The sequence below is a fragment of the Limnohabitans rimovensis (SeqCode) genome (assembly GCF_965234775.1).
Lineage (GTDB): Bacteria > Pseudomonadota > Gammaproteobacteria > Burkholderiales > Burkholderiaceae_C > Limnohabitans > Limnohabitans rimovensis.
Map to the genome: position 1 here is coordinate 89,092 of NZ_OZ248569.1, position 21,172 is coordinate 110,263.

The following is a 21,172-nucleotide window of genomic DNA, read 5'->3' on the forward strand; positions in this document are numbered from 1 at the left end:
GCCCTTGTGCTCCGGCTTTTTACCGCCGAGCTGATGGACTACATTGCCGCCCTAAAAAAACACTGGGCAAATTCGCCGAAAAAAAGCTACTGCCTCTACAAGCCGGTGATGTGCCCGATACCTACGCCGATGTGGCTGACCTCGTCGAGCAATTCCACTACCGACCTGCCATCACAGTGGAAGAAGAGATCCACCGCTTTGTGGCTTGGTAGCGCAACGAATTCAAGCTTATCTAATGCAAGCCAACCAATCCATACGAAACCTACTAAAACGCCTCTGGCGCCACATCAGCTCACGTCGTCGGGGGCAATTCGGGCTACTACTTGTGCTGATGCTGCTCGCCTCGTTCGCGGAGATTCTTAGTATCGGCGCGGTGTTGCCGTTTATAGCAGTATTAACCGTCCCAGAGCGTGTCTTTGAGTACGCCCCCGCACAGCCAATCATCCAGACACTGGGGCTAAAAACGTCAGCGCAGCTAATATTGCCGCTTACCATCGCCTTTGGGGCGGCGGCACTCATCGCAGGCGCCATGCGTTTATTGCTGCTCTGGGCCAGCACCCGCCTATCCTTTGCCACTGGGGCCGACCTCAGCATCAGCATCTACCGCCGCACTCTTTATCAGCCTTATGCAGTGCATTGCGCCCGCAACAGCAGCGAGGTCATCAACGGCATCTCGAGCAAAGCCAGCGGTGTCATTTACAACATTATCGTGCCGGCTTTAACGCTAATCAGTTCCAGTGTCATGCTCATTGCCATCCTTATCGCCCTGTTGGCAGTAGAGCCTGTCATCGCCCTGGCGGCCTTTGGCGGATTTGGTCTGATCTACGCGTTTATTATTCTCTTGACCCGGAGGCAACTAATGGCTGATAGCCAGCGCATCGCCCGCGAATCCAGCCATGTCATCAAATCGCTGCAAGAAGGCTTGGGCGGCATCCGCGATGTGCTCATTGATGGCAGCCAAGCTTCCTATTGCCATATTTACCGCAATGCCGATCTTCCCCTGCGCCGTGCACAGGGCAACAATTTATTTATCAGCTCCAGCCCACGTTACGGCATGGAGGCTCTGGGCATGACACTTATCGCCGCGCTGGCCTATGCGCTTGCCCAGCAAGCCGATGGCATCGCCAAAGCCATCCCCATCCTCGGCGCCTTGGCGCTCGCCGCACAGCGCTTACTGCCTGTATTGCAGCAAGCTTATGGATCTTGGTCAAGTATTCGAGGTGGCCAAGCCTCACTACAAGACACACTCGAACTGCTCGACCAACCCTTACCCGATTACGCCGACCAGCCAGCAGCCCAACCGCTGCCCTTCAAGCACAACATCAGCCTCAAGCAACTTTCGTTCCGCTACAGCCCGCAAACGCCCTATGTTCTAAAACAGCTCAACCTCACCATCGCCAAAGGTAGCCGCGTAGGTTTTATCGGCACCACCGGAAGTGGCAAAAGCACCCTACTCGATATCGTCATGGGCCTGCTACAGCCAACCGATGGCACCTTGGAGATTGATGGGCAGCCTGTGATGTCCACAAATAACCGCGCCTGGCAAGCCCATATCGCTCATGTGCCGCAAGCCATATTTATGGCCGACAGCAGCATTGAAGAAAACATTGCCTTTGGCGTACCCATAGACCAGACCGACCCCCAGCGCGTCCGGCAAGCCGCACAACAAGCGCAAATTGCCGACAGCATTGAAAGCTGGCCCAAACAATACCAAACCTTTGTCGGCGAGCGCGGCATCCGCCTCTCTGGTGGTCAACGCCAGCGTATCGGCATTGCCCGCGCCCTTTACAAGCAAGCCGATGTCATCATATTTGACGAAGCCACTAGCGCGCTGGACATTGAAACTGAACAAGCCGTCATGGAAGCTATCGAGGGCCTCAGAAAAGACCTCACCCTGCTCATCATCGCACACCGTCTCACGACACTCAAAAACTGCACACTGATCGTCGAGTTGGGTGAAGGCGGCATCAAACGCACAGGCAGTTACCAAGACATCGTGAATCAATCAGTAGTAAAAAGACAGTAAACAGCTACAAGGATAAATCATGAAAGCAGTCATTCTTGCCGGGGGCCTCGGCACAAGAATCTCCGAAGAAACATCGACCCGTGCAAAACCAATGATTGAGATCGGTGGCAAGCCGATTCTTTGGCACATCATGAAGACCTATTCCCACCACGGAATAAACGACTTCGTGATTTGTTGCGGTTACAAGGGCTATGTCATCAAAGAATACTTCGCCAACTACTTCCTTCACATGTCCGACGTCACCTTTGACATTAGCAAGAACAGCATGGAGGTGCATCAACGAAATGCCGAGCCCTGGAGGTAACCCTTGTAGACACAGGGGAAGACACTATGACCGGCGGACGCTTGAAACGTGTAGCGGATTACGTTATGGATGAAGAAGCTTTTTGCCTAACCTATGGCGATGGCGTGAGTGACGTCAACGTCACCAACTTAATCGCCTTTCATAAGTCGCAAAAAGTAAAAGCCACACTAATCGCGACTATTCCACCAGGACGTTTCGGAGCATTAAATCTTAAGGAAAATAAAGTTACTACATTTTCGGAGAAGCCCAAGGGAGATGGTGGCATGATCAACGGCGGCTTCTTTGTGCTGTCGCCAAAAGTCATCGACTACATCACCTATGACAAGACAACCTGGGAACGCGAACCACTGGAACGTTTAGCACAAGAGGACGATTTGGCTGCGTTCCCGCACCACGGCTTTTGGCAACCGATGGACACCTTGCGCGACAAGCTACACCTTGAGGAATTGTGGCAATCGGGCGAAGCACCGTGGATGGTGTGGTCATGAATCAAGCCTTTTGGAATGGCAAACGTGTCCTGCTGACGGGCCACACTGGCTTCAAGGGCAGCTGGCTGTCGCTCTGGCTGCAATCCATGCGTGCGCAGGTGGTTGGTTATGCTTTGGCGCCGCCGACCAACCCAAGTTTGTTTGAAGTCGCTAACGTAGGCCAAGGCATGACCAGCGTCATCGGTGATATCCGTGACCTGGCCAAATTGCGAGTAGTCCTCGCTGAACACAGCCCAGAGATCGTGATCCACATGGCGGCACAACCCTTGGTGCGCTATTCTTACCAAAACCCGGTCGAAACCTACGCCACCAACGTCATGGGCACGGTGCATTTGCTCGAAGCCGTGCGGAAGACCCCCGGCGTCAAGGCAGTGGTCAACATTACCACCGACAAATGCTACGAAAACAAAGAATGGGCTTGGGGCTACCGTGAAGACGAACCCATGGGCGGCTATGACCCCTACAGCAACAGCAAAGGCTGCTCTGAGTTGGTTACCAGCGCCTATCGCCGCTCCTTTTTTCAAGAAAATGGCATTGCCCTAGCGTCAGCCCGCGCTGGCAACGTCATAGGCGGTGGCGACTGGGCTGCAGATCGTTTGATCCCGGACATCTTGCGGGCTTTCGAGCAAAACCAAGCCGTCATCATCCGCAATCCGAACGCCACCCGCCCCTGGCAACATGTGCTGGAGCCGCTCTCGGGCTACCTCACCTTGGCCGAGCTCCTCTACACCGATGGTCAAGCGTACGCCGAAGGCTGGAATTTTGGTCCCCATCACGACGACGCCCGCTCCGTTCAGTGGATTGTGGACCACATGGTCAGCAGTTGGGGCAACGGCGCAAGCTGGCAACTGGACGGTGGCGAAAACTCCCACGAGGCCAACTGCCTCAAGCTCGAAATCTCCAAAGCCAAAGCCCGTTTGTGCTGGCAGCCCCGCTTGGCGCTTTCAGCGGCACTCGAGAAGATCACTGCCTGGCATCATGCTTATCTGGCTGCGACCGATATGCATGAGTTCACCATTCAGCAAATTGCAAGTTACGCTCAACCCCATAAGAAGTAAACACCATGTATAGATCGTTGAACAAATGGCCAGGCTATCGGATCAATATGCCACGTGGCAAAACGACACCTTTGGCAACCCGCCCGCAGTCCATTTATAAATCTGGGAAAGTTGTTTAAACAAACGCGGCCACTTCTCGATTCATCAATGCGGGCGTATCGGAACAAAATATGATGGGGCTGGCTGCAGGCATGGCGTCAGAGGGCTATCACGTTTTTGTCTACTCAATCGCAAACTTTCCTACATTTAGATGCGCTGAGCAGATTCGCAATGATGTGGATTATCACAATCTTCCGGTAACGGTAGTAGCTGTTGGTGGTGGACTGGCCTATGGAAACCTTGGTTACTCACATCATGCTGTACAAGACTACGCTTTGATTCGCGTTATGCCCAACATGCTGATTGCAGCCCCAGGTGATCCGATGGAAGTACGTGCCTGTATGCGCTACCTCGTTAACAATCCGCAGCCAAGCTACCTGCGTCTTGGGAAAGTTGGTGAGCCGTGTATCCACACTGAAGTACCCGAGATATTTCCTGGTAAGTGGCTCAGCATTCGTGAAGGTGAAAAAAATGGATTTACCTATTTGACCACGGGAGCCACTCTTGAAATTGTGAATCAACTGCTAGTCAAGAATCCCGACCTAAAGGACTGGTCGCTCAACTCTATGCCACTATGGAGTATGAAGGCAAAAGAAGCTCAAGCACGACAAGTGGAAAACTTCGCTACCGTTGTCACCGTTGAGGATCATTTGATGGATGCCGGGTTTGGAAGTTGGCTTTTGAAGGCGACCTCCATACATCCTGACCTGTCAGCAAGAATCAAGATCAAAGCACTTGATTCAAAGGTTTGCGGGATGGTCGGCAAACAAGCGACGTTAAATCACGAAGGTGGCTTAAACGAGCAATCGATCGTGTGCTGCTAAAGATAGTCTGCATTACCCGCGCTGGCTTACGAGTTGAGTCGTTAAATTTCAAATAGCGGCCAAGAGTTCAAGAGGCACCGCCAAACTGAGCTGTGAAATCTGTATAGTAAATTGGGGAAATGCCACAGTAATGTAAGCAATTGAAAGCCCTAGTTAATACCTAACCATTCTCATCATCGTCCACCGCCATACAACTTTGAAGAAGTGCACGCAGGAATTCGAGCTTGGTAATGGAGATATAAAGTGCATTAATCCTTCATCAAGGAATAATGAATTCAGCAACGTGACTAACATAGAAAGTGAAATTTAAATGAAGCGAACTCTAATTACGGGTGGAGCTGGCTTTCTAGGCTCACATCTTAGCGACCGCCTCATTAAAGACGGCCACGACGTTTTGTGTGTGGATAACTTTTTTACTGGTAGCAAAGCAAATGTTGCGCACCTAATGGCTAATCCATATTTTGAAATGATGCGTCATGATGTGACCTTTCCGCTTTATGTTGAGGTTGATCAAATTTTTAATCTGGCCTGTCCTGCGTCACCGACGCATTACCAACATGACCCAGTGCAAACCACTAAGACTAGCGTGTATGGTGCAATTAATATGCTGGGCTTGGCAAAGAGAACTAATGCACAGATTCTTCAGGCTTCAACTTCGGAGGTCTATGGTGATCCGCTTGTTCATCCGCAGCCTGAAAGTTATTGGGGACACGTCAATTCTATCGGCCCACGCTCATGCTATGACGAAGGCAAGCGTTGCGCCGAGACTCTATTTTTGGACTATCATCGGCAACATAATTTAGATATCAAAGTAGTGCGTATATTCAATACTTACGGCCCGCGCATGCATCCGAACGATGGTAGAGTGGTATCAAACTTTATCGTGCAAGCACTGAAGGGTGAGAACATTACCATTTATGGTGACGGCAACCAAACGCGTAGTTTTTGCTATGTTGATGATTTGATCGAAGGCTTCATACGCATGATGAATACGGAAGCTGGCTTCACCGGGCCAGTTAACCTCGGTAATCGCAACGAATTTTCTATGTTGGAATTAGCGGAAAAAGTATTGCAGTTAGTCGGCGGAAAATCCAAGCTCGCTTACCAACCGCTTCCAACCGACGACCCCAAACAGCGCCAGCCCGACATTAGCTTGGCCAAAAATAAGTTGGATTGGGAACCGAAAGTGCAACTGGAAGATGGTTTGAAAGAAACTATAGCTTACTTCAGAAAAGTTGTTGAAAATCAAAAATAGCATAATCGAAAGTTTACGTTGCATCATCGACGAAGTGCAGTTGTCACAGTAATATTATGTGACCAGTTGGCACTTGTTGAATATGGCCGTGCCATTATTGCAGTGTCATTGCTGAATCGATGACGGGATTATTTATAGATTTATTTACAACTAAAGCGCGAATTATTTTGATAATGAAGGTCAGGACTGAATATTTTAAACGTTTAATTATAAGAGATGAAAATGAAAAATCTAGTGTATAACTTGTATAGAATGCTATTCGCAAGAAAAATATTTTATAAATTTAATAGGTTGCTTTATGGCATGAGTTTGCGCGGACTCGGAATATTGAATTACGAAACTGACAAAATGAGTGGTGAAGAATATTTCATTGAAAATTATGTTTCAAAAATAAATAATGGTGTCGTAATTGATGTGGGTGCAAATGTAGGCACATATGCAAAGTTAATCAGAAAACAACAGCCGAGTATTGAAATATTTGCTTTTGAACCACATCCAGCTACATACCAAAAGCTAGTAAATAATGTAGCGCTTGATAGAGTAAAAACTTATAACGCAGCAGTTGGCGCGGTACAAGGAATACTAAAACTCTACGATTACGAAAATGATGATGGTTCGGAGCATGCTTCACTTTACAAAGAAGTCATTGAGTCGATTCACCAAGGAAAATCAGTAGAACATGAGGTAAAAATCATCTCACTAGATGAATTTTCCTCTGAAAATAAAATAACGAGAGTGGGTCTGTTAAAAATTGATACTGAAGGTCATGAGCTTGAAGTGCTAAAAGGTTTTGAGGCTCACTTAAAGGCTGGTCAGGTTGCCATGATCCATTTTGAATTTAATGAAATGAATATAGTAAGTAGAGTTTGTTTTAAAGACTTTTGGAGCATGTTGCCAAACTATAATTTATTTAGAATGCTGCCAGATGGTCTTGTTCCAATAGAAAAATATAATCCATTGCTCTGTGAAATTTATGCTTACCAGAATGTTGTCGCAATACTAAAGCCGAAGTTTAATTAAAAGCTTTCCTGGGTTACCCGTAGAGTAGCTAGCTGAAACCAGATACAAAACAAGTCCGCTGCTATGATAATAGATAACGATCTTGTAATGATCACGATCTTGGCACTTCAGGAACGTATTTTTATGATTAGTGCTTAACCATCAGCGCAGTTAAGATCTTACCGTCCATCGAATTGGGAAGTGAAGGGGCGAAAACCTGACGCATCGGGTATTCGCGGTTTATCTGCCGCTATGATGGACTCGCAAAATAAGGAAATATTATAACGAATGTCTGACTTTAAACTCAAAACCCCCATCGCCTTTATTATTTTCAATCGCCCCGATACGACAGAACGAGTATTTGCAGAAATAGCGAAAGCCAAACCACCTAAATTGTTGGTTGTAGGTGATGGCGCACGTGCAAATCGCCTTGGTGAGGCGGAAAAGGTTGCTGCCACACGCGCTATTATTAACCGTGTAGATTGGGACTGCGAGGTTTTGGTCAATTTTTCTAAGGTTAACTTGGGCTGCAAACATCGTGTGTCAAGCGGGCTAGATTGGGTATTTGAGCAGGTAGAGGAAGCAATTATTTTGGAAGATGATTGCCTGCCGCATCCAACTTTCTTTAGGTTTTGCGAGGAGTTGCTAGAATACTACAGAGATGATCAGCGAGTAGGAATGATCAGTGGTGATAACTTTCAGTTTGGCCATCGCTTGAATGACGACAGTTATTATTTCTCAAACTTCAACCATATTTGGGGATGGGCATCGTGGCGCAGTCGCTGGCAAAACGATTATGACGTTGCAATGAAACATTGGCCGAAGGTTCGTGACGAGGTTCGTGCTGCAGATTGGTTTGGTAGTAAAGCTGCGCAGCGCTACTTGTCCGGTACTTTTGATAAAGTTTACGATGGCAAGATCGATACGTGGGATTACCAATGGAATTTTAGTAGTCGCCTAAATGGTCGAATTGCTGTCATGCCAAACGTAAATTTGATTTCAAATATCGGTTTTGGTGTAGATGCAACACACACAACCGGTGGTAGTGTGTTGGCTAACATGCAGGTGGAGGAAATGGGATTCCCCTTGAAGCACCCTGAAGCTTTTTTCGCAAGCACAGTTTTGGATGCCAGATATTCCAAGAAATTTATAGCCTTATCCTTTTACAGAAGAGTAAAAGCTAAAGTGGCCAACTTACTTCGCAGATAGGAATTTCAACAGATGACGAAATTTACAGCAGTTCAATCAGAAATGAATGCAGTTTCAATCTGGGGCTTTAGCATACCTAGTGAGTGGTTATCCGAAGCAGAAGTAAATTATTTACGACAATTACCCGCAGAGTTGCCAACAGTAGAGTGGATTTGTGGCGAGTTAGATAGAGTTTGGCACGAGCAAAAACTTGATAACCGCATTAGTCTGTTGAATCAAGCAATAGGGGGCTATTATGGACACCCTGTTTGGTTGATGAATGGGATTTTTTCTGTGTGTGATCCCGTTTCTTTTTCGCATCGCACTGCCATTGCGAAACATCTTCAAGCGGACAAGCTGAAATTAGTTGCTGACTATGGTGGTGGATTTGGGCAGTTGGCTATTTCAATTGCGGAGGTCATGCCTGATGCCGAAGTTTATATTGTCGAGCCATATCCATCGAAGGTCGGTCTTGAGCGATTGCGTAATGAGCCCCGAATTAAAGTGGTGCCAAATTTAGCTGTTGAAAGATATGAAGCCATTGTTGCTCAAGATGTTCTTGAACATGTTGAGGATCCAATTAGATTGGCCAGCGAAATTGCAAGTGCAGTTGCAATAGGGGGAAAGGTGATTTTTGCAAATTGCTTTTATCCGCTAATTCAAAGTCACTTACCTTCCACATTTCATCTTAGATGTACGTTCCCATACGTTATGAAGTCACTTGGATTGCGATATGTTGGGAAAGTTAAAGGTGCTGAACATGCCTTGGTATTTGACCGGATTGGTCAATTGAGTTTGTCCAATGCGAGAAGAGCAGAAACTATATCTCGACTAGTCGGGCCAGTGCTTAATTTAGTACGAGGGCTCTTGTCTGGATTGAAGCGCGCACTAAAATAACTCAGAGAGGTAAGCATTGGTCCTGCCGAATAGGTTATCCAGGTTTTTGCCTGCGAGGCTCACTGAATGAGTCTTTGTGCTTGACCGAAAGAACAGATGTGGCACATAAGTTGGGAGCGTCAAATGAAAACACTTTTTTTAAGCACATCAGATATTGAAGGTGGTGCTGCTAGGGCTACATATTGGTTGGCCAAAGGGCTGCGAAATAACGGACAAGATGTCTCGATGTGTGTTCAACGAAAAACGGGTGATTTTCCGTGGGTTTGGACAATAAAGAAAAATAATATGGCCAAGATTTCTGGCCTGGTGCGCCCTCAGTTAGACACTTTGCCGCTGAGCTTTTACCCAAACAGAAAACCAACGCAATGGAGCCTTAATATTCTGCCTAATTTTAAATTAGTACCAACTATATCAGAATTAAAACCTGACATCATTAATCTACATTGGGTTGGTGGTGGTTTTTTGCCAATCTCACAATTTCGTCATCTAAATGCCCCAATAGTGTGGTCTCTCTATGACATGTGGTCATTCACTGGGGGATGTCACTACGATGACTCTTGCGGACGATTTGTAAATTCATGTGGTAATTGCCCACAGCTTAATTCAAGCCGTAGTGATATTAGTACCATAATTATAGCTAAGAAGAAAAAGTATTGGAATGATATTCCCATGACCATTGTTGCGCCATCGACATGGTTGGCTGGAGAAGCCCAAAGAAGTAGCCTTTTTCGAAACTTGCGCGTCGATGTGATACCCCATGGGACAGACCTTAATTTATTCAAGCCAATTGATAAGGAATTCGCAAAAGATATTTTAGGACTTCCAAAAAATAGACGTTATGTTCTTTTCGGCGCGATGGGAGGGACGAGTGATTCCCGCAAGGGTTATCAGTTTCTTGTGCCTGCATTAAAGCGATTGGCTCAAATGCCCGGTTTTGAAAATTTGAGTTTATTGGTGTTTGGTTCAAATGAACCTGCCGTGCCACCTAAATTGGGTTTCCCTATTCATTACGTGGGTAGATTACATGACGATGTGAGTTTGGCTATACTTTATTCGGCTGCGGATGCCACCGTCACACCTTCAATGCAAGAGGCTTTTGGAATGACGGCCAGTGAGTCTATGGCTTGTGGTACACCTGTCGTGGCTTTTGGTGCATCCGGTCCGTTAGATGTTATTGACCATAAGCTAAATGGATATCTTGCAACTGCATATGAGGTGGAAGATCTTGCAAATGGAATAGCTTGGGTTTTAGATCAATCCAGATCAAAAAGTCTTGGGCATGCAGCGAGGAGAAAGTGCGAGGATAAGTTTGATCTGGTGAAGGTTGCAAGGCAATATTCTAGTCTCTATGAAGAGCTTGTTTATCAACAAAAGAGATAATCCTGTCAGTAATCTGATTAGATGAGAATGAATCGCCCCGGGTTTTGCGGAGGCTAGTTAGTAAAGCGGACAACTTTCTTGACAAACACCGTCTTAAAAACCCTAATTTAAAAATTACGCAAAGTTTTATTTGAATTAATTAAAATTAACTTCAGCCACACTAAAATTCATTAATTATAGCTTAAAAAGAAAGAGAAAAAATGTCAACTCCAAGACTGTCAATTTTAATTCCAACCTACAATCGATGCGAATTATTAGATGAGTGTCTTAAAAGATTAGTTTTAAGTGGTTACTGTAATGAGCAATGCGAAATAAATGTATCTGATAACGCATCATCTGATGCTACTAAAAATGTTGTCTCAAAATATAATGTTAATTATCAGTGCAACGAAGAAAATCTTGGATTTTCTGGGAATATTGAAGTGTTGCTTAAAAGTGCAAAGGGTAAATATATTATAATAATGGGGGATGATGATGAGTTTTTAGTTGATTGGTCTTGTGTTAAGTTATTGCTAGAGGTTGATTTTGACTTGTGTATTTTTGGGATTGAAAAAGGCATATTGAGTGTAGATTGCAATTTAAATTGTAATCTTAATAAGTTACCATTTGGATTTATCGGGGACTCTATACAAAAAAATAGTAATACATTCAAAGATAGATTCAGAAATTATAAAGGAAGGAGTAGTAGTCCTCATTTTTTTGCCAGGATAGATGTATTTATTTTAAAAGGCTCAAAAATTTGCCACCGTCCAAATGAGTTAATAAGACGCTTTGAATTGCCTGAAAAAAATACTTCGAGAAAAAATTTAAGTATCTTTAAAATAGTTAAAAACTTTTTTATCCGGCCATTAGATTATGGATACTGTTGGTACGAAGCTAGAAAAGAGCTAAAGTTGTATTATCCTGCCGATATTTCAATGTACTGGGTAGGGATTATTGACCAAGCCCATGATTATACCCGGCAACAACATCTTAAGAAGTCTGGACTACTTAGAGTTTTATATTATTGGTTTTTTCAACTTTATTTACGAGGGCTTATTTTTCCTGGATTTACACTATATATTGTTAAAACAATTATAAAAGCGATTTCTGTGTCAAATATTAAATCTAAATAAAAAAATGATGACTAGGAAAATTGTAATTTTCGCTCAGTTATTCATAGTCATACTTACGCAATTTTTGTTTATGACTGGCGTCTTGACGCCTTTTGATAGCGAAGGCTACAACGCCTGTTTTGAAAACTCTGGCTTCACTATATGGGAGCCAGGTTTTCAAATAATATGTGATATTACAAGTTCGACAAATGATAAATTTTACTCGCAATCACTTGGAAGATTAATATCTATAACGCCTACATTAATATTATTAGTTATGGTATCAAAAAAAGATCTCTATGCTTCAATATATCTTTTTTTAGTTATTTTTGGGCTTATTCTTGGTGGATACCGTCAGTTAATTTCAGTTTCTATTCTTGGAATAGTGTTTGTTTATGGTGGGTCCAAAATTAAGGGGTTTGTTTTATCCTGTTTCGCATTTTTAACTCACTATTCATCAGTAGTTGCGGTAATCATTTATATGATTTTTAGAAGGTTAAAGCCTTCTGCTTTTAAATATTTTTTAATATTTTTAGGCCTGTTATTCTTTCCAGTGATCTTAAATTATATTATAGTATTGGATGTTTTTGGTTATTTATATATTCCGGACTCTTGGTTTAAATATTTAACCGGGGAATATGTGGTGGATAATACTGATTATTATGTTAGTGCAAAAATAATTCTTATTGTTCAATCGTTATTTGCTATTTCGATAGTTATCTTTTCAAGACATATGCCTGTTTCGAGAGATAATGGAAGGTTATTGATTGTTTTGGAAGGGGTGTTTATAGCTTTGTGCTTTACGGTTGATTACATAATTACTGCTAGGTTTGGAATTTATATTAGATTGTTAGAAGTTAAATTTATTCTGATGGATTCATATGGAAAAAATATAAAATTAACATTTATTTTTATTGCATTCATGCGATTAGTTACTTTGTTGTATAGTTCGAGCTTTTAGTAACTTTTCTTTTGTATTCATTCATAAACTATTTAATTTTCCAGAAATGCTGAATTGCTTCATTTATGGAGTGCGAGTTCTTTAAAATAACTACATATATAAAGATGCCTAACTTAACGATCATTACAGTTGCACACAAAAATCCAGAGGGGTTGGCCTTGCTGAAGGCTGACATTCAACCTGCATTGGGACCCAATATTGAATGGATTATAAAAGATAGTGGGGTGTGTGAAATATCTTCAGCATGGGGGAATGAGATTGGTGATGAAAATATTCAGTTTTATTCCAAGCTTGATTCGGGAATATATAGTGCCTTAAATTTTGCTTTAACTAAATGCACAAGTGATTTTTATCTTGTTGTTGGTAGTGATGATTCGCTCCATGCGAAATCTTTATTAATTATTGATGAGATGATTCAGTATGGGGAATTTGAGGGTATTGATATAGCATCATTTCCAGTGCTGATTAATAAGAAAATTTTTCATCGAAAGCTTATGCGACCATGCTTTGTAAGTGTCGGCGGGTTGGTATCTTCCCATTCAGTAGGTACTTTAATACGTCGCAGTTTGCATGAGTCTATAGGGGATTACGATGAAAAATATAAAATTCTTGCCGATGCATTTTTTTTAAGGCGGGCATATGAAAATGGAGCTCAGTTTAAGCATTATAAAGAACCTATTACTGGATGTTTTTCAACGGTAGGTATATCAAATACTCAACACGCAAGGCGCATACTTGAGGCTTATTCGTACAATGTAGCATGTGGAGATGCCCCGGCCTTGCAATCTTTAATTATGCTACTCCGCACTTTAATTAAAAAACCATTAACTTTCATTTGATAAATTCATGTGTAAAGGATTTGGCGTCTCTAGCTTAAAGACTTGATAATATAGTGTTTAATATAACCCCACGTTTTGCTGTTATTTTGGCTGCGTACAACGGCATGAATTACATTCAAGACCAAATTAATTCAATTTTACTGCAAAGTAATGTTGATGTTCAGTTGTTTATTAGTGTTGATCAATCTACAGATGGTACTGAAGTTCGCCTTGCAGAGAGGGCATTATCGGAGTCACGTCTAAGGTTGTTGCCTTTTGGTCAGCGGTTTGGTGGTGCTGGACCGAATTTCTACCGTCTTTTGCGCGATGTAGATCTGACCGGTTTTGATTATTTGAGTTTTGCCGATCAGGATGATCTTTGGCACCCAGAAAAACTTTGGCGAGCCCATTCGACAAGAGCCATGAAGGCGATGATCAAGCGGCGCAGTGCCATCGAGCCAGCCATTGGGCACATGAAGATGGACGGCAAATTGAGTCGAAACCCGCTCAAAGGTGAGCTGGGTGATGCGCTGCATGCGGTGATGTGCGGAGCAGGCCACAACATGAGGATGCTGCTGAGGAAGCTGCGGCTTCTTTGTGCCCAGTTTGGGCTTAATTTGCAGACGGTGCTGCAAGACATATCGCCATCTACGCGGACAAACTATTTCGGGGCAGTTTGAAAAATTCAATTGTTCAGGACGGACTCCGAAGCCACCAGCTCCAATGCCGCGCTTTCAGGCGGCAACAACCGCGCAACCGCCCGGTCCTTGAATGTTTGTCCGTATCGTGCCAACTTCTGTCCTTCATCGCCGCCCCCGGGTTCTTGGTTCTATGGAGGCGACAACTATTGTGACGCGGGGGGATAGTGATGAGTATAATAAAACTGCAATTATGTAAATACTGGAATTTAAGATGGAGGGGGTGCGACTGCTCAAAGGTGGACAGGCCCGCATAATGGAACCACTTAGCGGTTCGACAACAGGGGTGAGTTCAATTTCATGTTTGCTCATCCATAATGCACTTTAGCAACATGTCTATAGAAAAAAATTGGCCACGTTTTGCGGTATGCCTTGCTGCTTTTAATGGTGTTGCCTACTTACGAGAGCAGATTAACTCTATTCTTTCTCAAGTATATGTAGAGCTTCAAATATTCGTAAGTGTTGACACTTCTTCTGATGGTACTGAGAATCTTCTCGCTGAATGGGCCTTAAAGGAACCGCGACTTACTTTGTTGCCATTTGGACATCGTTTTGGTGGCGCAAGCACGAATTTCTATCGACTATTGCGGTGCATCGATATAAATGGATTTGAATATGTAAGTTTCTCAGATCAAGATGACATTTGGCATTCGGAAAAACTTTGGCGGGCGCACTGTTTAATGGAGGAGCAAAGTGCGCTTGGATACTCGAGTAACGTCACTGCATTCTGGCCTTCTGGCAGAACGCAGTATGTGAATAAATCGCAACCGCAACGTTTATTGGATTATGTGTTCGAGGCGGCTGGCCCAGGATGTACTTATGTTTTACAAAATAGACTCGCTTTATCGGTTCAAAAAATGGTCCGTGGTGCAGATGCGAGTCTGCTGAGAGTTGGTTATCATGACTGGCTAATTTATGCATTTGCGCGGGCGAATAACTATCATTGGGTCATTGACAGTTGGTCGAGTATGAAATATCGACAGCATGAAAGCAACCAGATTGGGGTTAATTCGGGATGGAATCCCTATTGGCATCGTGTTAAAAAAATGCTGAACAACCATGGCTTTGAGCAGTCGTTGCTCATTGCTGATCTTGTTCAAGCAACCTCGGCACCTGTTGTGCAGCAAGGTTTGCGGGGGGGGCGCCTTGGGTTTCTATGGTTGGCCTTGCGGGCGAATCAGTGCAGACGTAAGCGTGTCGATAGATTGTGGTTCTTTATCTTGTGTTTGTTGTTTGTCGCGTTTAAGCCAGGTAGCAGAGACTCTAAATGACACCACGCGTTTTGGTCACAGGAGGCCAGGGTTTTATTGGCAAGACGGTGTCGGCCCGTTTGTTGGAGCAAGGGTTGGATGTTCGCGTGAGCACTCGCAAAAAGCTCACTTGCACAGACCCTCATATAGAGTGCATTCATACAAATGATCTGAGTTCTACAACGAACTGGTTACCCGCTTTACAAGCCATAGACGCTGTAATTCATTGCGCCGCACTAGTCTCCGTCATGCGAGGCTCTGAGGCCGACCTGTTGTCCGCATTTCGCGCAGTCAACGTTGAAGGCACTTTGAATTTGGCTCGCCAAGCCGTAGCTGCAGGTGTGCGGCGCTTTGTGTTCGTAAGTTCGATCAAGGTTAATGGTGAATCAACCAAACTCGGACAACCATTCACCATCGATGATATTACCGCACCAGAGGATGCTTATGGCTTAACAAAACTTGAAGCTGAGCAAGGACTGCTAGCGTTGGCTGAACAGACTGGTATGGAAGTTGTTATTTTGCGCCCTCCATTGGTATATGGTCCCAATGTCAAAGGTAATTTCGCGAGCATCATGCAGGCGGTGAAAAAAGGGATTCCTTTACCCTTTGGGGCGGTAAATGACAATCTCCGTAGCATGGTATCCGTGGACAACTTGGTGTCGCTAATGATCACGTGCCTAACCCATCCAAATGCAGCAAACCAAGTTTTTATGGTGAGAGACGGAGAGGATCTTTCAACCGCAGGGCTTCTTCGACGTCTCGGCGTTGGATTGGGCACGCCTGCGCGATTAGTTCCAGTGCCCCAAATTCTGTTGCGTTATGCTGCAAGTGCCCTCGGGCAGGGTGATCTTGCACGTCGCCTTCTTGGTAATTTGCAAGTTGATGATCGCAAAACCCGCGAGCTTTTGAACTGGGCTCCTGTTCAAGGTGTTGATGATGGGATTAACTCCGCCTGCAGCACTATTTTTACTGAAAAATAAATCTGAGTAGGATAAATAATGAACAACTTGCAATTGATTGGCAGAGACTCTCCTTTATTCGACACCGATATCGCTGCACATCGCGATCATCTTCAAGAGTTAGTATCTGGATCAAGTTTTCTTGTAATAGGTGGTGCTGGTTCAATCGGGCAAGCTGTAACTCGCGAAATATTTAAGCGTGGTCCGAAAAAGCTTCATGTGGCAGACATCAGTGAAAACAATATGGTGGAGTTGGTTAGGGATATTAGGAGTACGATTGGATATGCACTAGGGGATTTCCGTACATTCGCTATCGATTGCGGTAGCCGTGAATTTGAATGTCTAATGGCTGTCGAGGGGCCGTACGACTACGTATTGAATCTGTCTGCCCTGAAGCATGTTCGTAGCGAGAAGGACCCCTACACTTTGATGCGACTAATAAATGTCAATATCTTTAATACTATAAAGAGCCTTCAAATGGCAAAAGCAGGAGGTACACGCAAGTATTTTTGTGTGTCGACAGACAAGGCTGCTAATCCGGTGAACATGATGGGCGCTAGCAAGCGAATAATGGAATTGTTTCTGATGCGCGAGAGCCTTACTCAGAACGTGTCGACAGCACGTTTTGCAAATGTTGCATTTTCCGACGGATCACTTTTGCACGGTTTTAGCCAGAGATTTGCTAAGCATCAACCATTTTCTGCTCCCAGTGATGTGAAGCGATATTTTGTAACCTCGCAAGAATCTGGCGAATTGTGTTTGATGTCATGTTTACTGGGTGAAAACCGAGACATTTTTTTTCCGAAGTTAAGTGAGAAACTACATTTGATATCTTTCTCAGCGATTGCTGTCAGTTATCTGCATCAACTCGGGTTCGAGCCCGTTGAATGCGCGAATGAAGACGAGGCACGTGAAAATGCGGAGAGTCTAATTGCCAACAAAAAGTGGCCCTGTTATTTTTTTAAAAGTGATACAACGGGAGAAAAAGATTTTGAGGAGTTTTTCACAGACAAGGAAGATGTAGATATGGAGCGCTTTGAAAGCATTGGGGTGATCCGCAATTCTGCAAGTTTTGAATCCAGCCGACTTGACTCCTTTGAGTCTGGGATCAATATGTTGCGAGTCAAAGAGTCGTGGTCAAAAGAACATATTGTGGAGTTATTTTTTCATCTACTCCCGGATTTCGCTCACAAGGAAACTGGGAAACATTTGGATCAAAGGATGTAATTATGCAGCGATTTCTCGATTTATTTTTCTCAAGTCTTGCGTTGTTTGTGCTTTCACCATTGCTTGTTCCAGTCGCGATAATTCTTAGATTCTCTGGCGAAGGAGAAGTTTTCTATTTTCAGGAACGTATCGGAAAGGATGGAAAGCCGTTTCAACTGTTTAAGTTTGTAACCATGTTGAAGAACAGTCCCAATATTGGAACCGGGACTGTAACAATGAAAGGTGATCCTCGTGTTCTTCCAGTTGGTAAGTTTCTTCGTAAGACCAAAATTAACGAACTCCCTCAATTATTGAACATTGTTATTGGCGACATGAGTGTGATCGGGCCAAGGCCACTTACAGAACAGGCCTTTTCAACCTATCCAAAACATGCTCAGCGAATCGTGACCCAAGTTCGCCCCGGTTTATCTGGTGTTGGTTCAATCATTTTCCACCAGGAAGAGGAGATACTTGCCGGTGAATTAGGTTCCATCGATTTTTATAAGGTCGTTCTTGGACCCTATAAGAGCTCTCTGGAAGTGTGGTATGTGAATAATCAAGGCTTGGCGACGTACTTTACTGCAATTTTTTTAACTGTATTGGCAATAATATTTCCGAGCTCCGCTGTTGCTTGGCGGGCGTTCTCTGACTTACCGGTCCCACCTGATACTCTGAAGAAATTCTTACATTATCCTGAGGGCCATTGATGACAGAGAGCTCTTTGCGTTTGAAACGTGTAAACATCATTGAAATAATAGCTTGATGCTGGTATTTCAAGGTAATATTGCTCGAGACCCGTCCAATTTTTCGGGTTACCAAGTGTCGGTTGTCCATCACTAGCGTAATCGCCTTATTTTGGTGACGTTTTTGATGAGCTTACTATCTTGCTTTATCATGACATTTCATGATGCATCATGATGGAGGTGATGATGACCACTACCGCACGCGAAAAGTTTTCCTCCCAAGCCGCCCCCGATGTGCTGTTGGCCATGAGACGAATTGCCGAAAGTCAAGGGCGCCAGTTTCAGGCGGTGCTTGATGATGCTTTGCGAGACTATATTGATCGTCAGCAGAAGGAGCATCCACGCCGCCATGTGATGGCCGCTTTCGCATCCAGCCTTGATGACTTCGATCACCTCTACCGCGAATTGGCAAAGTAAGGGGTGGAGTGCGATTACCTCACCGTCGCCGATGTGCTGGGGATGCACATGGTACTGATGCAACGCTATGGGGGCGTGTTGGGGCTTCGTGATCCTGGCGCGCTGAAGGCTGCGCTGTTTCGACCGCAAACAGGTTACTACGAAGATATCGTTGCACAGGCGGCGGCGCTGCTCGAGAGCTTGGCCATCAACCATCCATTTTTAGATGGGAATAAGCGAGTTGCCTTTGCCGCTGCCGATGTGTTTCTGCGCATCAATTGTTGGCGACTGCACCGTGCGCCCATGCAGATACATGATGAATTGATCCAGATGTTTGAATCAGGCACCTTTGACTTTGCCCATTTGGAACCATGGCTGCGCGGATTTGCCGAACCTTCAACCAGACCGAGTGTTGACAAGTGATTGGGCAGGTCAAAAACTCAAGCCCATATGAATTTTTTGCTACAATGTTGAGTTGTTGCTTAAGGCAAAAAAGCCCATAAAAGTGGCTTCCATTTGCACGAATTTTGCTAAAAAACCGATTTATTCCTCGATAGCTCAGTCGGTAGAGCGCCGGACTGTTAATCCGTAGGTCCCTGGTTCGAGCCCAGGTCGAGGAGCCAATAAAAAGAGGGGTTGCCGTTTGGTAACCCCTCTTTTTTTCTTGTTAGGGCCGTCTTACCTGCCCCCGAAACAAGCTGAAGACGCTGTCAAATCAGAAAAAGTCTATAGCGCTCAAAGACGCTCAAATACCAGCCAAGCGCCGCATCAAGTTGCGCGCCATCACCTCTGGATCGGCCGCCGTCACCAAGGCGCGCACCACGGCTATAGACCCAACACCCGTGCGGCGCACATCGGCAAAACGGGTTTCATCTATGCCGCCAATGGCCACCAAACTGTGGCCTTCCATCAGCTTTGCATAAGCACCCAAGCGGCCCAGGCCTTGGGGGGCGGTGGGCATGTTTTTTAGGGTGGTGGGAAAGACGGCACCCATGGCGATGTAGCTGGGGCTCAGGGCGTCGGCGCGCATCATTTCGGCGTAGCCGTGGGTGCTGAGCCCCAGGCGCAAGCCGGCTTTTCGGATGGCCGTGAGGTCGGCGCTGTCCAGGTCTTCTTGGCCGAGGTGGACGCCATGGGCACCTGCATCGATGGCGTGTTGCCAGTGGTCGTTGATGAACAGCAAGGCACCCGTGCCGGCCACGGCTTTGACGGCAGCGCGCACCTCAGTGGCCACCTCTGCGGGTTTGTCCGATTTGAAGCGCAGTTGCAAGGTGGGCACACCGGCTTGGGCCATGCGCGCCACCCACTGGGCGGTGGGTAACACCGCATACAAACCCAGGGCGCGGGGGCAGGGGGTAAAAGCGTTCTGGCGCGGCCAAGTGGGCATCTGAAAGTCAAGCGCTTGGTCGGGCCAATGCAAGGGGTCGAACTGTCCCAGGCGCTGGGTTTGGTGCTGCCAGGCTTGGGCCACGCATTGGGCATCGGTCTCGATGAAGCCCAGCATCCGCGCCCCTTGGAGGGCGGCAGCTTGGGCCTGGGGCAAATGGGCGTCTGCGGGCAGGGCGGCCTCAGCGGGGTTCAGCGGCTGGCCAATTTGCAGCTGCGCATGATGCTGTGTAATCTGCCGCGCCCAGGCCAGGGTGTCGTGTGGGGTGGTCATGTTTGGAGAAAGGCGTTAGCCATAGCAGGTGGCCAGTTGCGCTTCATGCCTGGTGCCAAAACGGGGTGCCCAGCACCGGTGTGCTGGCTTGTGCGGTGTCTTGGGCTTGCATGGCGCCCGACAAAAAAGCGCTGCGTCCTGCGTGCACGGCATCGGCAAAGGCGCCGGCCATGGCCACCGGGTTTTGTGCCAAGGCCACCGCTGTGTTGAGCAGCACCGCATCAAAGCCCCATTCCATCACTTGGCAGGCATGCGAGGGCAAGCCCAGGCCTGCGTCGACGATCATGGGCACATCCAAGCGCTCGCGCAGCATGCGCAACGCGTAGGGGTTGATGGGGCCTTTGCCGGTGCCTATGGGTGCGGCCCACGGCATCACCGCTTGGCAGCCCACATCCACCAGTTTTTGGCACAGCACCAGGTCTTCGGTGCAATAGGGCAGCACCTTGAAGCCTTTTTGAATCAGCTGCGATGCCGCTTGGGGCAGGTTCAAGGTGTCGGGTTGCAAGGTGTAGTCGTCGCCAATCAACTCCAGTTTGATCCAGTCGGTTTCAAACACCTCTCGCGCCATCTCTGCGGTGGTGATGGCCTCTTGCAGGCTGTGGCAACCGGCGGTGTTGGGCAATACGGGCACGCCCATGGCTTGCAGCAACTTCCAAAATGCACCCGAGTTGTCGCCTTGGGCGGTCTGGCGGCGCAAGGACGCCGTGAGCATGGCCGGGTTGGCGCGGGCTACCGCTTGCGCCATGACGGTGGGCGAGGGGTAGCGAGAAGTGCCCAGCATCATGCGGCTGGCAAAGCTTTGGCCGTACAGCACCAAGGGGTCGGTATCGGCAGAGTGGGATGGGGTATCGGATGGGTTCATGGCAATG

20 protein-coding genes, 1 tRNA gene and 1 pseudogene are annotated in these 21,172 nt (G+C 46.1%); 20 read left to right on the forward strand and 2 right to left on the reverse strand.

Annotation, left to right across the window (positions count from 1 at the left end; genetic code table 11):
* The first annotated feature begins 331 nt into the window (after window positions 1-331).
* The 20 genes and pseudogenes from AC8GFZ_RS14420 to AC8GFZ_RS14515 all read left to right on the forward strand — a co-directional run bounded on the left by AC8GFZ_RS14420 (window position 332) and on the right by AC8GFZ_RS14515 (window position 19,266).
* Window positions 332-2,026, forward strand: coding sequence for an ABC transporter ATP-binding protein (locus tag AC8GFZ_RS14420; RefSeq protein ID WP_506645690.1), 1,695 nt, complete (start codon window positions 332-334; stop codon window positions 2,024-2,026).
* Window positions 2,027-2,045: 19 nt separating this feature from the next.
* Window positions 2,046-2,818: pseudogene (gene rfbF, locus AC8GFZ_RS14425) on the forward strand (glucose-1-phosphate cytidylyltransferase).
* Complete coding sequence (gene rfbG / locus AC8GFZ_RS14430) at window positions 2,815-3,876, forward strand: CDP-glucose 4,6-dehydratase (protein WP_506645608.1); 1,062 nt, start codon at window positions 2,815-2,817, stop codon at window positions 3,874-3,876. The pseudogene rfbF and the gene rfbG overlap by 4 nt, the downstream one beginning before the upstream one ends.
* Before the next feature lie 170 nt (window positions 3,877-4,046).
* A complete protein-coding gene (locus tag AC8GFZ_RS14435; RefSeq protein ID WP_506645609.1) occupies window positions 4,047-4,799 on the forward strand; it encodes a transketolase family protein in 753 nt (250 codons plus the stop codon).
* A 310-nt stretch (window positions 4,800-5,109) separates the two neighbouring features.
* Entirely contained in the window at window positions 5,110-6,054 is a 945-nt protein-coding gene (locus tag AC8GFZ_RS14440; protein WP_506645610.1) for a UDP-glucuronic acid decarboxylase family protein, read from the forward strand.
* 222 nt (window positions 6,055-6,276) lie between these two features.
* Window positions 6,277-7,074 carry an FkbM family methyltransferase gene (locus AC8GFZ_RS14445; RefSeq protein ID WP_506645611.1) on the forward strand — a complete coding sequence of 266 codons (798 nt, stop codon included), beginning with the start codon at window positions 6,277-6,279 and terminating at the stop codon, window positions 7,072-7,074.
* Window positions 7,075-7,341: 267 nt separating this feature from the next.
* Window positions 7,342-8,262, forward strand: coding sequence for a glycosyltransferase family 2 protein (locus AC8GFZ_RS14450; protein ID WP_506645612.1), 921 nt, complete (start codon window positions 7,342-7,344; stop codon window positions 8,260-8,262).
* 12 nt (window positions 8,263-8,274) lie between these two features.
* On the forward strand, window positions 8,275-9,138 hold the full coding sequence (locus tag AC8GFZ_RS14455) for a class I SAM-dependent methyltransferase (RefSeq protein ID WP_506645613.1): 864 nt from the start codon (window positions 8,275-8,277) through the stop codon (window positions 9,136-9,138).
* A gap of 123 nt (window positions 9,139-9,261) precedes the next feature.
* A complete protein-coding gene (locus AC8GFZ_RS14460) occupies window positions 9,262-10,518 on the forward strand; it encodes a glycosyltransferase family 4 protein (protein WP_506645614.1) in 1,257 nt (418 codons plus the stop codon).
* Between the two features lie 200 nt (window positions 10,519-10,718).
* Window positions 10,719-11,633, forward strand: a complete 915-nt coding sequence (locus AC8GFZ_RS14465) for a glycosyltransferase family 2 protein (RefSeq protein WP_506645615.1) — start codon at window positions 10,719-10,721, stop codon at window positions 11,631-11,633.
* 7 nt (window positions 11,634-11,640) lie between these two features.
* The gene (locus AC8GFZ_RS14470) at window positions 11,641-12,573 is read left to right on the forward strand and encodes an EpsG family protein (RefSeq protein WP_506645616.1); all 933 of its coding nucleotides are present in this window, start codon (window positions 11,641-11,643) and stop codon (window positions 12,571-12,573) included.
* A 65-nt stretch (window positions 12,574-12,638) separates the two neighbouring features.
* Window positions 12,639-13,412, forward strand: a complete 774-nt coding sequence (locus tag AC8GFZ_RS14475) for a glycosyltransferase family protein (RefSeq protein WP_506645617.1) — start codon at window positions 12,639-12,641, stop codon at window positions 13,410-13,412.
* 53 nt (window positions 13,413-13,465) lie between these two features.
* Entirely contained in the window at window positions 13,466-14,071 is a 606-nt protein-coding gene (locus AC8GFZ_RS14480; protein ID WP_506645618.1) for a glycosyltransferase, read from the forward strand.
* Window positions 14,072-14,421: 350 nt separating this feature from the next.
* Complete coding sequence (locus tag AC8GFZ_RS14485) at window positions 14,422-15,360, forward strand: glycosyltransferase (RefSeq protein WP_506645619.1); 939 nt, start codon at window positions 14,422-14,424, stop codon at window positions 15,358-15,360.
* Window positions 15,357-16,319: a UDP-glucose 4-epimerase family protein gene (locus tag AC8GFZ_RS14490; protein WP_506645620.1), complete on the forward strand. Its 963-nt coding sequence runs from the start codon at window positions 15,357-15,359 to the stop codon at window positions 16,317-16,319. Before AC8GFZ_RS14485 ends, AC8GFZ_RS14490 begins: the two co-directional genes overlap by 4 nt.
* Window positions 16,320-16,337: 18 nt before the next feature.
* Complete coding sequence (locus AC8GFZ_RS14495) at window positions 16,338-17,525, forward strand: UDP-N-acetylglucosamine 4,6-dehydratase (RefSeq protein ID WP_506645621.1); 1,188 nt, start codon at window positions 16,338-16,340, stop codon at window positions 17,523-17,525.
* A 2-nt stretch (window positions 17,526-17,527) separates the two neighbouring features.
* Window positions 17,528-18,211 carry a sugar transferase gene (locus AC8GFZ_RS14500; RefSeq protein WP_506645622.1) on the forward strand — a complete coding sequence of 228 codons (684 nt, stop codon included), beginning with the start codon at window positions 17,528-17,530 and terminating at the stop codon, window positions 18,209-18,211.
* A gap of 222 nt (window positions 18,212-18,433) precedes the next feature.
* Window positions 18,434-18,664 (forward strand): hypothetical protein, encoded by a 231-nt coding sequence (locus tag AC8GFZ_RS14505; RefSeq protein WP_506645623.1) that lies wholly within the window; start codon window positions 18,434-18,436, stop codon window positions 18,662-18,664.
* A gap of 48 nt (window positions 18,665-18,712) precedes the next feature.
* Window positions 18,713-19,066, forward strand: coding sequence for a type II toxin-antitoxin system death-on-curing family toxin (locus tag AC8GFZ_RS14510; protein ID WP_506645624.1), 354 nt, complete (start codon window positions 18,713-18,715; stop codon window positions 19,064-19,066).
* A gap of 124 nt (window positions 19,067-19,190) precedes the next feature.
* Window positions 19,191-19,266: transfer RNA gene (locus AC8GFZ_RS14515), tRNA-Asn, on the forward strand.
* 122 nt (window positions 19,267-19,388) lie between these two features.
* Here the strand turns inward: AC8GFZ_RS14515 and AC8GFZ_RS14520 are convergent.
* Both AC8GFZ_RS14520 and AC8GFZ_RS14525 read right to left on the reverse strand, forming a co-directional pair.
* Window positions 19,389-20,303, reverse strand: a complete 915-nt coding sequence (locus tag AC8GFZ_RS14520; protein WP_506645625.1) for a thiamine phosphate synthase — start codon at window positions 20,301-20,303, stop codon at window positions 19,389-19,391.
* Between the two features lie 43 nt (window positions 20,304-20,346).
* Entirely contained in the window at window positions 20,347-21,165 is an 819-nt protein-coding gene (locus AC8GFZ_RS14525; protein ID WP_506645626.1) for a thiazole synthase, read from the reverse strand.
* Window positions 21,166-21,172 lie beyond the last annotated feature (7 nt).